General features: G+C 63.9%; 12 protein-coding genes. 8 read left to right on the plus strand and 4 right to left on the minus strand.

Annotation, left to right across the window (positions count from 1 at the left end; genetic code table 11):
• Positions 1–209: 209 nt before the first annotated feature.
• Together ACV1FX_RS14275 and ACV1FX_RS14280 are read right to left on the minus strand one after the other, a co-directional pair.
• Complete coding sequence (locus tag ACV1FX_RS14275; RefSeq protein WP_473118201.1) at positions 210–1067, minus strand: prephenate dehydratase; 858 nt, start codon at positions 1065–1067, stop codon at positions 210–212.
• Between the two features lie 21 nt (positions 1068–1088).
• The gene (locus ACV1FX_RS14280) at positions 1089–1829 is read right to left on the minus strand and encodes a 3-deoxy-manno-octulosonate cytidylyltransferase (RefSeq protein ID WP_473118202.1); all 741 of its coding nucleotides are present in this window, start codon (positions 1827–1829) and stop codon (positions 1089–1091) included.
• A gap of 220 nt (positions 1830–2049) precedes the next feature.
• On the opposite strand from ACV1FX_RS14280, the gene ACV1FX_RS14285 reads away from it, so the two are divergent.
• The 6 genes from ACV1FX_RS14285 (at position 2050) to ACV1FX_RS14310 (ending at position 10555) form a co-directional block, all read left to right on the plus strand.
• A complete protein-coding gene (locus ACV1FX_RS14285; RefSeq protein ID WP_473118203.1) occupies positions 2050–2604 on the plus strand; it encodes a c-type cytochrome in 555 nt (184 codons plus the stop codon).
• A gap of 210 nt (positions 2605–2814) precedes the next feature.
• On the plus strand, positions 2815–4710 hold the full coding sequence (locus ACV1FX_RS14290) for an extracellular solute-binding protein (RefSeq protein WP_473118204.1): 1896 nt from the start codon (positions 2815–2817) through the stop codon (positions 4708–4710).
• Between the two features lie 14 nt (positions 4711–4724).
• Positions 4725–6623, plus strand: a complete 1899-nt coding sequence (locus ACV1FX_RS14295; RefSeq protein ID WP_473118449.1) for an extracellular solute-binding protein — start codon at positions 4725–4727, stop codon at positions 6621–6623.
• Positions 6624–6626: 3 nt separating this feature from the next.
• Positions 6627–7736, plus strand: coding sequence for a microcin C ABC transporter permease YejB (locus tag ACV1FX_RS14300; protein ID WP_473118205.1), 1110 nt, complete (start codon positions 6627–6629; stop codon positions 7734–7736).
• Positions 7736–8914, plus strand: a complete 1179-nt coding sequence (locus ACV1FX_RS14305; RefSeq protein ID WP_473118206.1) for an ABC transporter permease — start codon at positions 7736–7738, stop codon at positions 8912–8914. The genes ACV1FX_RS14300 and ACV1FX_RS14305 overlap by 1 nt, the downstream gene beginning before the upstream one ends.
• 3 nt (positions 8915–8917) lie before the next feature.
• Positions 8918–10555, plus strand: a complete 1638-nt coding sequence (locus ACV1FX_RS14310) for an ABC transporter ATP-binding protein (RefSeq protein WP_473118207.1) — start codon at positions 8918–8920, stop codon at positions 10553–10555.
• Positions 10556–10561: 6 nt separating this feature from the next.
• Here the strand turns inward: ACV1FX_RS14310 and ACV1FX_RS14315 are convergent, their stop codons facing one another.
• On the minus strand, positions 10562–11404 hold the full coding sequence (locus ACV1FX_RS14315) for a C40 family peptidase (RefSeq protein WP_473118208.1): 843 nt from the start codon (positions 11402–11404) through the stop codon (positions 10562–10564).
• Positions 11397–12773 (minus strand): leucyl aminopeptidase family protein, encoded by a 1377-nt coding sequence (locus tag ACV1FX_RS14320; protein WP_473118209.1) that lies wholly within the window; start codon positions 12771–12773, stop codon positions 11397–11399. Before ACV1FX_RS14320 ends, ACV1FX_RS14315 begins: the two co-directional genes overlap by 8 nt.
• Before the next feature lie 195 nt (positions 12774–12968).
• On the opposite strand from ACV1FX_RS14320, the gene ACV1FX_RS14325 reads away from it, so the two are divergent.
• Positions 12969–13172, plus strand: coding sequence for a hypothetical protein (locus ACV1FX_RS14325; protein WP_473118210.1), 204 nt, complete (start codon positions 12969–12971; stop codon positions 13170–13172).
• A gap of 130 nt (positions 13173–13302) precedes the next feature.
• Positions 13303–14124, plus strand: a complete 822-nt coding sequence (locus ACV1FX_RS14330) for a tetratricopeptide repeat protein (protein ID WP_473118211.1) — start codon at positions 13303–13305, stop codon at positions 14122–14124.
• Positions 14125–14159 lie beyond the last annotated feature (35 nt).

A 14159-nucleotide genomic window follows, 5' to 3' on the forward strand; every position in this document is an offset into this window, starting at 1 on the left:
CCCCCCCCCCCCCCCCCCCCCCCCCCCCCCCCCCCCCCCCCCCCCCCCCCCCCCCCCCCCCCCCCCCCCCCCCCCCCCCCCCCCCCCCCCCCCCCCCCCCCCCCCCCCCCCCCCCCCCCCCCCCAACAAAAAACCCCCCCCCATGTGTATAAGAGACAGCTACAACTCCTCCCTGGGGTTATCGGCCCTGGCCTTCGCCAGGGCGACAGTCACTCCATGTTCTCGCTGAACGTCGCGCGGAACGGATGTCCCGGGTACACGCCGACGATGCGGAATTCCCGCGAGAAGAACTTCAATTCCTCCAGCGCGAAGGCGAGCCCCTTGTCGTTGGGGTGGCCATCGACATCGGCATAAAACTGCGTGGCGAAGAAATTGCCGTCGACCATGTAGCTTTCGAGCTTGGTCATGTTGACGCCGTTGGTGGCAAAGCCGCCCAGCGCCTTGTAGAGCGCGGCGGGCAGGTTGCGCACCCGGAATACAAAAGAGGTGACGAGCGGGCCCGAACCCTGCTCGGCCCATTTCGCCTCGCGGGCGAGCACGACGAAACGCGTGGTGTTATGGGCCTCGTCCTCGATGTCCTCGGCCAGAATGTCGAGGCCGTAGATCTTTGCGGCAAGCCGCGAGGCGATCGCGGCGACGCTCTTGTCCTTGCGCTCGGAAATGTCGCGCGCGCTGCCCGCGGTGTCGGCGGCCACGATCGGTTTGACGCCGAGCTTGCGGATCACGCGCCGGCACTGGCCGAGCGCATGCACGTGGCTCTCCACGCTCTTGATGTCTTCGAGCCTGGTGCCCTTCACCGCCATCAATTGATGCCGGACCGGCAGAAACCACTCGCCGATGATGAAGAGGCCGGAGGCCGGCAGCAAATGATGGATGTCGGCGACGCGCCCTGCGACCGAGTTCTCGATCGGGATCATGCCGAGATCGGCCTCGCCCGAGGAGATCGCGGACAGCGCGTCCTCGAAGGTCGCGCACGGCAACGGCTCGGCGTCGGGAAATGCCTCGTCGATGGCGATGTGGGAATTGGCCCCAGGCTCGCCCTGGAATGCGATTTTCATCTTGCTCATGTCGGGCCTTGTAACAGCGGCTCAGGATTTGGAAAGGATGCTGCGGGCGGTTTCTAGATCGGGCGGCGTATCGACGCCGCGGGGCACGCTGTCGACGATGATGATGTCAATGCGCATGCCGGCTTCCACGGCTCGGAGCTGCTCCAGATTTTCCTGAACTTCCAGGGGGGAGCGTGGCAGCGAGACGTAGCGCTCCAGCGCCGCGCGGCGGTACGCGTAGAGGCCGATATGGTGGTAACGCGGTCCGTCACCGTAGGGGGCGGTGGCGCGAGTGAAATAAAGTGCCCGCATCCGTCGCGGGCCGATCGGCGAGCCGATGGCCTTCACGACGCTCGGGGCGAGGTCCTCTTCCTCGGTGTGGATCTGTGAGGCCAGCGTCACGATGTCGACGCCCGGATCGTCGAAGGGCGGTAGCACCTCGCGGATGGTCTGCGGCGTGATGGTCGGGAAGTCGCCCTGGAGGTTGATCACGATCTCGGCCTTGCCATCCGGGTCGAGCTTCTGCATGGCCTCGTGGATACGGTCCGACCCGGACGGATGCTCGGAGCGGGTCATCACGGCGACGCCGCCATGCGCGGTGACGACGTCGGCGATCTCCTGCGTGTCGGTTGCCACCGCAACCCGCCCGATGGCGGCAGCTTCGGCCCGCCGCAGCACATGCACGATCATCGGCTGCCCGGCGATATCGGCAAGCGGCTTGCCGGGCAGGCGGGTGGCCGCCATGCGGGCAGGGATCAGCACTAGAATGCGGGGATCGGTCATCGGGTCAAGGGCCTGGAAACGGGGCGTTTTCCGCACCGGGAAATCGGGTGGGGACGGGAGAAAAGCGGGGCCGTTTATACGGGTTGCCAGACCACGGGCAAACCGATATCTCAATGTCAAAACTCGGGGGAACGATAAGGAACATTTGATTCTCCCGAGGCACGTCCTGGCGGCCGCTTGGGCCGCTTTATCCTTCTTGCGGTGTGGGGCCTGGCCGGAAATGGACTCTTTCGAACTCAACAAGATCCTCGGTGCCATCCTCGGCACCTGCCTCATTGTCCTGGTGACGAGCTTCACCGCCCAGGCGCTGTTCGCTGCGAAGCCGCCGGAGAAGCCGGGCTTTGAGATCGCCGTGAAGGAAGAGGCTGGCGGCAAGGAAGGCGGCGCGGCTGCGGCTGCGCCCTCCGAGCCGATCGAGAAGCTCCTGCAAACCGCCTCCGTCGAGAAGGGCGCGGCTGCCGCCAAGAAGTGCCAGGCTTGCCATACCTTCGAGAAGGGCGGCCCGAATCGCGTCGGTCCGAACCTCTTCGGTATCGTCGGCGATCACCGGGGCGAAGGGCGCGGCGGATTCAATTTCTCGGCTGCGATGAAGGCCAAGGGCGGCACCTGGACGTTCGACGAGCTGAACAAGTTCATTGCCAATCCCAAGGCCGATATTCCCGGCACGGCGATGGGCTTTGCAGGTATCCCCAAGGACTCAGAGCGCGCCGACGTGATCGCTTATCTGAACAGCCTGTCGGATAGCCCGCAGCCGCTGCCCACGGCATCGAAGTAGCATTCGCGGACGTCAATACCGACGATGCGGCCAGGCTGAGCCTGGCCGTTTTCTTATTTGGATGCTCGCAGCGTTGTTATCGGGGCGTTTCGCCGCAGCGAACCGTCCTCTCCGGCTTCCAAGATGAGGAAAAAGCAACACAATCGGTCGAAACCTTGCCGTATATTGGGGCCTTAAAGGGGTAACCTCCTTCAAGACAGGGACGTTCATTTGGCCATTACCCGACGCGATCTTCTGCTAGCCGGCGCTGCGACTGCTGCGCTCCCCGCCCTTGGTTCCGCCGCAGGTGTTCCGATCATCGCTGCCGCGCAGGCGCAATCGGCCGGCGAGCTCCCCTGGCGCCATGGCTTGTCCCTGTTCGGCGACATCAAGTACCCCGCCGATTTCAAGCGCTTCGACTACGTCAATCCGGACGCGCCGAAGGGCGGCGTCGCGCGCATGATTTCGATCGGAACCTTCGACAATTTCAACATTGCGGTCGCCGGCATCAAAGGCGTGATCGCGCCGGCTGCCGGCCTGATCCACGAAACATTGATGACGCGCGCGCAGGATGAGGTGGCGACCCAGTACGGCGAGCTTGCCGAATCTGCCCAGCATCCGGACGATTTTTCCTGGGTGATCTATCGCCTTCGCAAGGAAGCCCGTTGGCATGACGGCAAGCCGGTGACGCCGGATGACGTCATCTTCTCGCTGGAGACGCTGAAGAAGCAGAGCCCGATGTACGGGTCTTACTACAGGCACGTGGTGAAGGCCGAGAAGGTCGGCGATCGCGACGTCAAGTTCACCTTCGACGGTCCCGGCAACCGGGAGCTGCCGACCATTGTCGGCGAGCTCACTGTGCTGCCAAAGCACTGGTGGGAAGGCACTGACGCGCAGGGGCGCAAGCGCGACATTGGCGCGACGACGCTTGAGATTCCGCTCGGCTCAGGTCCATACCGGATCAAGGAATTTGTCGCGGGACGTTCGGTCAAGCTCGAACGGGTGAAGGATCATTGGGGCGCCAATCTCCCGAGCCAGATCGGGCAGAATAATTTCGACGAGCTGCGCTTCGAGTTCTTCCGCGACAACATCGTTGCGCTTGAAGCGTTCAAGGCTGACCAGGCCGACTGGATCGCAGAGAATTCCGCCAAGCAATGGGCGACGGCTTACGACTTCCCAGCGGTGGCCGAGAAGAGGGTGATCAAGGAAGAATTTCCGATCAACGATTCCGGCCGCATGCAGGCCTTTGTGGTCAACAACAGGCGCGATCAGTTCAAAGACGCGCGGGTGCGGCGGGCCTTCAACTACGCCTTCGACTTCGAGGAGATGAACAAGCAACTCTTCTTCGGTCAGTACAAGCGGATCAACAGCTATTTCGAAGGCACGGAGCTCGCCGCGACCGGCCTGCCGCAGGGCGACGAATTGCAGATCCTCGAGACCGTGAAGGACAAGGTGCCGCCGGAAGTCTTCACCACGCCTTATCAAAATCCCGTCGGCGGCAATCCGGAAGCGGTGCGCGCCAATTTACGTGAAGCGGCAAAGCTCCTGAAGGAGGCGGGCTTCGAAGTGCGCGATCACAAGCTGGTCGACGCCGCGGGCAAGGTTCTGACCGTCGAGATCCTCGTGCAGGATCCCTCGTCCGAGCGCATCGCGCTGTTCTACAAGCCGTCGCTGGAGCGGATCGGGGTCAACACGTCGGTCCGCACGGTCGACGATGCTCAATATCAGAACCGGCTGCGCAGCTTCGACTTCGACATGATCATCGATCAGTGGGGCCAGTCGCTTTCGCCGGGTAACGAGCAGCGCGAGTATTGGGGATCGCAGACGGCCGACGTGCCCGGCGCGCGCAACACCATCGGCATCAAGAATCCGGCCGTGGATGCATTGATCGAGAAGGTGATCTTCGCCAAGGATCGCCCCGGTCTCGTCGCCGCAACGCGTGCGCTCGATCGCGTGTTGCTGTGGAATTTCTACGTCGTGCCCCAGTTTACCTATTCGTTCTCGCGCTACGCCCGGTGGGACCGCTTCAGCCATGCCGAGCCGCTGCCGAAATATGGCAGATCCGGCCTGCCGACGCTGTGGTGGTACGACGCCGAGAAGGCCGCCCGAATCGGAAAACGCTCTTGATGAAGCTTTCGCGCATGGCGCAGCTTTCACGCCGGCGGGTGCTGGCCATGGGCGCTGGCGGCGTTTTGAGCGCATCGCTGAGCCCGGCCTGGCTGTGCGGTGCGGCTGCATCCGAGATGCCGGAAGAGGCGCACGGCATCTCGGCGTTCGGCGATCTCAAATACGCTGCCGACTTCCACCATTTCGACTACGTCAATGTCGATGCACCGAAGGGCGGCACGTTTTCGCTGATCCCGTCGGCGCGCTCCTATAATCAATCCTTCTTCACGTTTAGCTCGCTCAACGCCTTCATCCTCAAGGGCGAGGGCGCGCAGGGCATGGATCTGACTTTCGTCTCGCTGATGGCGCATGCCGGCGATGAGCCCGATGCGATGTACGGCTATGCCGCCAGATCGGTGCGGATCTCCCCGGACAAGCTCGCCTACCGCTTCACGATTCGGCCCGAGGCGAGGTTTCACGACGGCTCGAAGCTGACCGCGCATGATGTCGCCTTCTCCATCAACACGCTCAAGGAGAAGGGCCATCCGCTGGTCCAGTTGCAGATGCGCGACGTCAGGGGCGCCGAAGCGCTCGATGACTCTACCGTGGTGGTGAATTTCGCCGAGAAGCGCGCGCGCGACGTGCCGCTCTATGCCGCAGGCTTGCCGATCTTCTCGAAAGCCTATTACGCGACGAGGCCGTTCGAGGAATCGACGACGGATATCCCGCTCGGTTCAGGCCCGTACAAGGTCGGGAAGTTCGAAATCAATCGCTACATCGAGTTCGAGCGGGTGAAGGACTGGTGGGCCGCCGACCTGCCGGTCTGCCGTGGCAGCAACAATTTCGACGTGATCCGCTACGAGTACTACCGTGATCGCGACGTCGCGTTCGAGGGTTTTACCGGCAAGAACTACCTCTATCGCGAAGAATTCACCTCGCGCATCTGGGCGACGCGCTACGATTTTCCGGCCATCAAGGACGGCCGCGTCAAGCGTGAATCGGTACCGGACCGAACGCCTTCAGGCGGGCAGGGCTGGTTCATCAACACCCGCCGCGACAAGTTCAAGGACGCCAGGGTTCGCGACGCCATGAACTGCGCGTTCGACTTCGAGTGGACCAACAAGACCATCATGTATGGCGCCTATGCGCGCACACTCTCTCCGTTCCAGAATTCGGACCTCGTTGCGCAAGGCCTGCCTTCGCCCGAGGAGTTGAAGCTGCTCGAGCCCTATCGCGGCCAGGTCCCCGACGAGGTGTTCGGCGAGCCCTATGTGCCGCCGGTGACGGACGGTTCGGGCCAGGACCGCACGCTGTTGCGCAAGGCGCAGCAGTTGCTCCAGGAGGCAAAGATTCCGGTCAAGGACGGCAAGCGTCTGCTGCCGAATGGCGACGTCTTCACCGTCGAATTCCTGATCGACGAGCCGTCGTTCCAGCCGCATCACGCCTCTTTCATCAAAAACCTGAACACGCTCGGGATCGAGGCCAGTCTGCGCGTCGTCGATGCCGTCCAGCATCGCGCGCGGGTCGAAGCGTTCGATTTCGACGTCGCGATCGAGCGCATCAGCATGACGCCGACACCCGGTGACAGCCTGCGGACCTATTTCACGTCGCAGGCCGCAGCCACAAAGGGATCCCATAATCTGGCCGGCGTCGCCAGTCCCGCGATCGACATGCTGGTCGAGAAGGCGATGGCGGCCAATACGCGCGATGAACTGACGGTCGCATGCCGTGCGATCGATCGCGTCTTTCGCGCCGGACGCTACTGGGTGCCGCAATGGAATAACACCAGCCACCGGCTGGCCTACTGGGACATGTTCGATCACCCGAAGGAGTTGCCGCGCTACCAGTTGAGCGACTATTCCAGCGACGTGGGAGAGCGGACCTTGTGGTGGTATGATGCCGCAAAGGCCGCCAGGCTCGATCAGGCGAAGTAGCTCATGAGCGCCTATATCGCCCGCCGTATTCTCCTGATGATCCCGACGCTGCTCGGGATCCTCTTCATTTCCTTCGTTGTGGTGCAATTCGCGCCGGGCGGCCCGGTCGAGCGCGTGATCGCGCAGCTCTCCGGCGCCGATACCGGCGGTTCCTCGCGCATCTCGGGCGGCGGTGATTTCGCGCAGCGTGCCCCGGGGCAGGTCGGCGCCGGGGCCGACGCCGTCAACTCGAAATACCGCGGCGCCCAGGGGCTCGATCCCGAGTTCATCAAGAAGCTGGAGCAGCAGTTCGGCTTCGACAAGCCGGCGCCCGAGCGCTTCCTGATGATGGTCTGGAATTTCGCGCGGTTCGATTTCGGCAACAGCTATTTCCGCACCGTCAGCGTCATTCAGCTCATCAAGGAGAAGCTGCCGGTCTCGATCTCGCTCGGCATCTGGCTGACGCTGATGACGTATCTGATCTCCATACCGCTGGGTATTCGCAAGGCGGTCAAGGACGGTGCCCGTTTCGATACCTGGACGTCGGCGGTGATCGTGCTCGGCTATGCGATCCCCGGCTTCCTCTTCGCAATCCTCCTGATCATCCTGTTCGCCGGCGGGTCGTTCTTCAACTGGTTCCCGCTACGCGGGCTGACTTCCGACGGCTGGTCGCAATTCCCCTGGTATTGGAAGATCATCGACTATTTCTGGCACCTGACCTTGCCCCTGATCTCGATGGCGCTCGGTGCATTCGCGACCATGACGTTTCTCACCAAGAACTCGTTCCTGGATGAGATCCGCAAGCAATACGTCATGACCGCGCGGGCCAAGGGCTGTAGCGAGCGTCAGGTGCTCTATGGCCACATCTTCCGCAACGCCATGCTGATCGTGATCGCGGGCTTCCCCGGCGCCTTCATCAGCGCCTTTTTCTCGGGCTCGCTTCTGATCGAGACCATCTTCTCGCTCGATGGGCTCGGGCTGCTCGGTTTCGAGAGCGTTCTCAACCGCGACTATCCCGTCGTGTTCGGCACCCTCTACATCTTTTCGCTGATGGGTCTCGTGGTCAATCTGATCTCCGATCTGACCTATATGTGGATCGATCCCCGGATCGATTTCGAGGCGCGGGAGGTCTGATGTCGGTCACCGCGCCCACCCCGATCGAGACCAAAACCCAGGTGCCGCTAGGCGAGGCGGTGCCGCCGACGCGCAAGGCATTCGCCCCGTCGCCGCTCAACCGGCGGCGCTGGCAGAACTTCAAGGCGAACAGGCGCGGCTACTGGTCGTTCTGGATCTTCATGGTCCTGTTCGTGGTCTCGCTGTTTGCCGAACTGATCGCCAACGACCGTCCTTTCATGATCAAGTTCGACGGCCGTCTCTACTGGCCCGCCTTCGTCACCTATTCGGAGACCACTTTCGGCGGCGATTTCGAGACCGCGGCCGACTATCGCGATCCCTATTTGCAGAAGCTGATCAAGGACAAGGGCGGCGTGATCGTCTGGCCGCTGATCCGCTACTCCTACGACACCCACAATCTCGACCTGCCGACGCCCGCGCCGTCGCCGCCGACCTGGATGCTGACGGAGGCGCAATGCAAGCCGGTGGTGGAGAAGAAGGGCCTGAAGAGCTGCCGCGATCTCGAATACAACTGGCTCGGCACCGACGATCAGGGCCGCGACGTGGTCGCGCGGTTGATCTATGGCTTCCGCATCTCGGTGCTGTTCGGCCTGATCCTGACCATCGTCTCGTCCGTCGTCGGCATCATTGCCGGCGGCGTGCAGGGCTATTTCGGCGGTTGGATCGATCTGTTGTTCCAGCGCTTCATCGAGATATGGAATGCGATTCCCTATCTCTATCTGCTGCTGATCATCTCGGCGGTGCTCCCGCCGGGCTTCTTCATCCTGCTCGGCATCATGGTGCTGTTTCACTGGGTGGCGCTGGTCGGTCTCGTGCGTGCGGAATTCCTGCGCGGGCGCAATTTCGAATACATCCAGGCCGCGCGGGCGCTCGGCGTCTCCAACGCCGTGATCATGTTCCGTCACCTGCTGCCGAACGCCATGGTCGCGACGATGACGTTCCTGCCCTTCATCGTCTCATCGTCGGTGATGACGTTGACGGCGCTCGACTTCCTGGGCTTCGGCCTGCCGCCCGGCTCGCCGTCGCTCGGTGAGATGTTGGCGCAGGCCAAGGCCAACGTGCAGGCGCCGTGGCTCGGATTCTCCGGATTCTTTGCCGTCGCGATCATGCTGTCGCTCCTGATCTTCACCGGCGAAGCGGTCCGCGACGCCTTCGATCCGCGCAAGACGTTCAGGTAAGCGATGGACGCGATCAACCAGCCCCTGCTCAGCGTGCGCGACCTCTCGGTGGCCTTCCACCAGGGCGCAGGCACGACGCTCGCCGTCGACAAGGTGTCGTTCCAGATCAAGCGCGGCGAATGCGTGGCGCTGGTCGGCGAATCCGGCTCCGGAAAGTCGGTCAGCGCGCTCTCGGTCATGAAACTGCTGCCCTATCCGAACGCCTCGCATCCCTCGGGAAGCATCCGCTTCAAGGGGCGTGAGATCCTCAACCTCTCGGAACAGGAGATGCGCGGAATCCGCGGCAGCGACATCTCCATCATCTTCCAGGAGCCGATGACCTCGCTCAATCCGCTGCACACGATCGAGGCGCAGATCGGCGAGATCATCCAGCTCCACAATCCAACCAGCAATGCGCTGGCGCGCAAGCGGACGCTGGAACTGCTCGCCCAGGTCGGCATCCCCGATCCCGAGACCCGGCTCGCGAGCTATCCGCATCAGCTTTCCGGCGGTCAGCGCCAGCGCGTGATGATTGCGATGGCGCTCGCCAACGAGCCCGACCTGTTGATTGCGGACGAGCCGACCACGGCTCTCGACGTCACGGTGCAGGCGCAGATCCTGGCGCTGCTCGCCGAGATCCGCTCGCGCCTCGGCATGAGCATGCTCTTCATCACGCACGACCTCGGCATCGTGCGCCGTATCGCCGACACCGTCTGCGTGATGAACGGCGGCAAGATCGTCGAGCAGGGGCCGGTCGAGCAGGTCTTCAACAGCCCCAGGCATCCCTATACGCGCGACCTGCTCGCGGCCGAGCCGAAGCCGGATCCGGCGCCGCCGCAGCCGAATGCGCCGGTCGTGATGTCGGCGGATGCGCTGAAGGTCTGGTTTCCGATCAAGCGCGGCTTCCTGCGCAAGACCGTCGGCCACATCAAGGCGGTCGATGGCGTCAGCATCGCCGTGCGCAAGGGCGAGACGCTCGGCGTCGTCGGCGAATCCGGCTCCGGCAAGACCACGCTCGGGCTCGCGCTGTTGCGGCTGATCTCTTCGAACGGCCGCATCGTTTTCCTGGGGAAAGACATCCAGGGCCTGCGCTTCAAGGAGATGCGCCCGTTTCGGCGCGACATGCAGGTCGTGTTCCAGGATCCGTTCGGCTCGCTCAGCCCGCGCATGTCGGTCGCCGATATCGTCGGCGAGGGGCTTTCGGTGCACCAACCGAACCTGTCGCGCGAGGACCGCGAGGCGCGCGTCATCAAGGCGCTGGAGGATGTCGGCCTCAATCCTGAGACGCGCTTCCGCTATCCGCATGAATTCTCCGGCGGCCAGCGCCAGCGCATCAGCATCGCGCGCGCGATCGTGCTCGAGCCGGATTTCGTCGTGCTGGACGAGCCGACGAGTGCGCTCGACATGCTGTTCCAGGCGCAGATGGTCGATCTCCTGCGCGAATTGCAGCGCAAGCGCAATCTCACCTACATGTTCATCTCGCACGATTTGCGCGTCGTGGCCTCGCTCGCCAGCCATCTCATCGTGATGCGCGGCGGCAAGGTCGTCGAGGAGGGGCAGGCGGCCGAGCTGTTCAAGAGTCCGAAGACGGACTACACGCGCGCGCTGTTCGCGGCCGCGTTCCGGCTGGAGACGGCGGGCAACGGGGCGGTGGCGACGTGACCGCCGTCAGAACCGCTTGATCGCGACGATCTCGCTTCCGGCCGTCTTGATCCGCGCAACCGCGTCCTTCGTGTTTTCGATCACAGTCGCCATGTGATGCGCATTGGCGTGCACTATCGTGTGGGCATCGCGGACGATGGCGACATGGCCGTTCCAGAAGATGAGGTCGCCGCGCCGTAATTGCTTCGCTTCAGCGGTGCTCAACGCGCGCCCGAGTCCTGCCTGCTGCATGTCACTGTCGCGCGGGCAGCCAGTGCCGGCGGCATCCAACGATACTTGGACGAGCCCGGAGCAGTCGATGCCAAGACTGCTCTTGCCGCCCCACAGATAGGGCGTGCCGACGAAGCGTTCGGCAATCGCAACAAAATCGGACTCATAATCATGCAGGTCAGCAAGGTGTTGCTTAGGCACGTATTGTTTGTCATGCGTGATGGCAAAGGCGCCATCTTCGCGCGTGATTTCGACCCACGAGCCCATCACCAGCGAATCCGAAGGTGGTAGTTTGATTGAGGGGCCGGGGAATGCGAGCGTCCGGATGGCAGTGACCTTGTGGGTCGGTGCGGTCGTTTCCCCCACGAGTGACGCATCGGGGAGCCAGCCCACATAGCCGTCGGTATTGAGTTGACCCCAGGCCCAGCCTTCACCGTTGCGGTCGTAGACGGTGACGCGCTCGCCTTTCAATGCCTGCGTCATCAATTCAGCATCCGCCGCTGGCGCTCGCCGCAGCGGTACGATCGTTTCCGTCACCTCGCAAATTTCGCCCTCGACGAAGCGCTCGGCTTGCACCTTGCCCTCGAGATATTTCGCGGCGATGTCGCCCCGCGCCGGCGTCAGCCGCGGGTCATGCATAGCGTTCGCTCAGCAGTTGGTAGAGTGCGCGTGCGGCCTGGCATTCGCCGCCCTCGGGGCGCGCTGGCTTTGCCGATGGCGTCCAGGCATAGATGTCGACATGCAGCCAGCTCTTCGCCTGCTCGACGAAACGCTGCAGGAACAGCGCGCAGGTGATCGAGCCGGCAAAGGTGCCCGATGGCGCGTTGGTGATATTGGCCGTCCTGGAGTCCAGCCAGGAATCGTAAGCCGGCCATAGCGGCATGCGCCACAACGGGTCGTTCTCCCTGACGGCGCAGCGCGCGACGTCGGCGGCAAGCGTTTCATCATTGGTGTAGAAGGGCGGTAGATCCGGCCCCAGCGCGACGCGTGCCGCGCCAGTCAGCGTGCCCAGATCGATCAAGAGATCGGGCTGCTCCTCGTCCGCCAGCGCCAGCGCGTCAGCGAGCACCAGCCGGCCTTCGGCATCGGTGTTGCCGATCTCGACCGTGATTCCCTTGCGCGAGGGGAAGATGTCGAGCGGCCGGAAGGCGTTGCCGGCGACCGCGTTCTCGACGGCGGGGATCAGCACGCGCAGCCGCACCTTGAGCTTGGCGCCCATCACCATGCGCGCGAGCGCCAGCACGTTGGCTGCTCCCCCCATGTCCTTCTTCATGATCAGCATGCCGCTCGACGGCTTGAGGTCGAGCCCACCGGTGTCGAAGCAGACGCCCTTGCCGACCAGCGTGACCTTGGGATGCGCCGGGTCGCCCCAGGTGATATCGATCAGGCGCGGCGCGCGGGTCGAAGCCATGCCGACGGCGTGGATCAGCGGAAAATTCTGCGCTCTTAGTTCTTCGCCGACGATGCAGCCGAAGTTCGCGCCGAATTCGGCGGCAAGCGCCTGCGCAGCCGCAGCAAGTTCCTCCGGCCCCATGTCGTTGGCAGGCGTGTTGACGAGATCGCGCGCCAGACACGCAGCTTCCGCAATTCGTGCAACTTCGACAATGTCGACGCCATCGGGCGGCACCAGTCTGACCTCGGGCGCATCCGTCTTGCGGTAGCGGGCAAAGCGATAGCTGCCGAGCGCGAAGGCGAGGGCGGCGAGGCGCGTATCGTGCGGGGCGTTGGCGAAGCGATAGGTGCCCGGCGGCAGCAGCCCCGGCAGGCTGCCTGGGCGGAACAGGTCCCGCGACCTTGCGGTCTCGTCCTCGAGGCCAAACAGCACCTGTGCGACCGTGCCATCCGGCGCCGGCAAGGCGAGATAGGCGCCCGGCTTTCCGGCAAAGCCGTTGGCCGTAGCGAATTGGCGTTGCGGCGGGGGCAGCGTCTCTGCGACTCGGTCCCAGTTCGACTTGGTCACGAAGGTGATGGCAATGGCGGCAGGCGACGTCTCGAATACGGAAGGCATTGGCGGATCCGGCCCAAGATGACTCAGATGGATGCCAAGAGACTTCGCAGAGTTTGGCTGCACCTGCAATCGGCTTCGCCGCCACCGGCGCGGGCGGGCCGCTACTCGCTTCCCCGCCACCATGCTAGGTTTCGGCAAAACTCGCCCGCGGCGTCAGAGCCCGCGGGGTCCAGGACTCTGCCGGGAGGGAACGCAATGGAATTTCTGTGGAGCGTGGTCGCGTTTTTCGGCCAGGCCATCGAGGCGGTCTTCACCTATGTCGAACATCATCACTGGATCTTCGCGTTCCTCGCCGGCGGCTACGTTTTCTATCTCCACGACCGCGCCGTCCATGCGCGCTTCGACGCGCTCGACAAGCGTATCGATGAAGTGAGGAAGCGCCTCGCCATGGAGTATTGAGCCGCGCCGCGTAAGCCGGCCGCGCGGCGCTCCGCCGAGGAGCGACGAGCCCGCGTTAACCGGGCGTTAGGGTTAACAGTCTATTGCTGACGCGTTCGGCTCGATCAATCGGCTCGAGAGTCAAAGCGTCATGCGTCAGCGGTTCAGTGTTGCCCGGCTTCTTGCATCCAGCTCGCTGGTGGCGGTCTTGGCTGCTGGCCTCGGCGGCTGTACGGCGATGTCCAAGATCTCCGACATCACAGGTTCGACCGGACCGCGCGCGGAAGGCGCTGCGCCCACCGATCCGGTCCGCGCCGCCGACGTCTATGGCGAGCGGTACCGCGCCAATCCCAAGGATCCCGACGCCGCGCTGGCCTATGGCCAGGCACTGCGAGCCAATGGCCAGCGCGCGCAGGCCGCCGCGGTGCTGGAGCAGGCAACCATCGCCCACCCCGGCAACAAGCCGCTTCTGGCGCTCTATGGCCGCGCGCTCGCCGACAACGGCAATTTCCAGTCGGCCTTCGACGTACTGTCGAAGGCGCACTCGCCGGACAACCCGGACTGGCGCCTGCTCTCCGTGCAGGGCACCTGCCTCGACCAGATGGGCAAGCACGAGGAGGCGCGCCGCTACTATGTCAGCGCCCTGAAGATCGCGCCCGGCGATCCCGGCGTGCTGTCCAATCTCGGCCTTTCCTACATGCTCACCAAGGAGCTGCCGCAGGCCGAAGAGACGCTCCGGCAGGCCTATGCCTCGCCACGCGCCAGCGCGCGGGTGCGGCAGAATCTTGCGCTGGTGGTCGGCCTGCAGGGACGCTTCGCGGAGGCCGAGACCATCGTCAAGGCCGACCTGCCGCCGGACGAAGCCGCGGCCAACGTCGCCTACCTCAAGGAAATGCTGAACCGCAACGACGCGCCGCGCAGCCCGACCAAGCGCATGTCGGTGCCGGTCGCTTCCCTCAGCCAATCCGAATAGCCGCTAGAACAGGACGAGTCTCCGGCTCGCGCTTG

This window comes from Bradyrhizobium ingae, assembly GCF_055791185.1.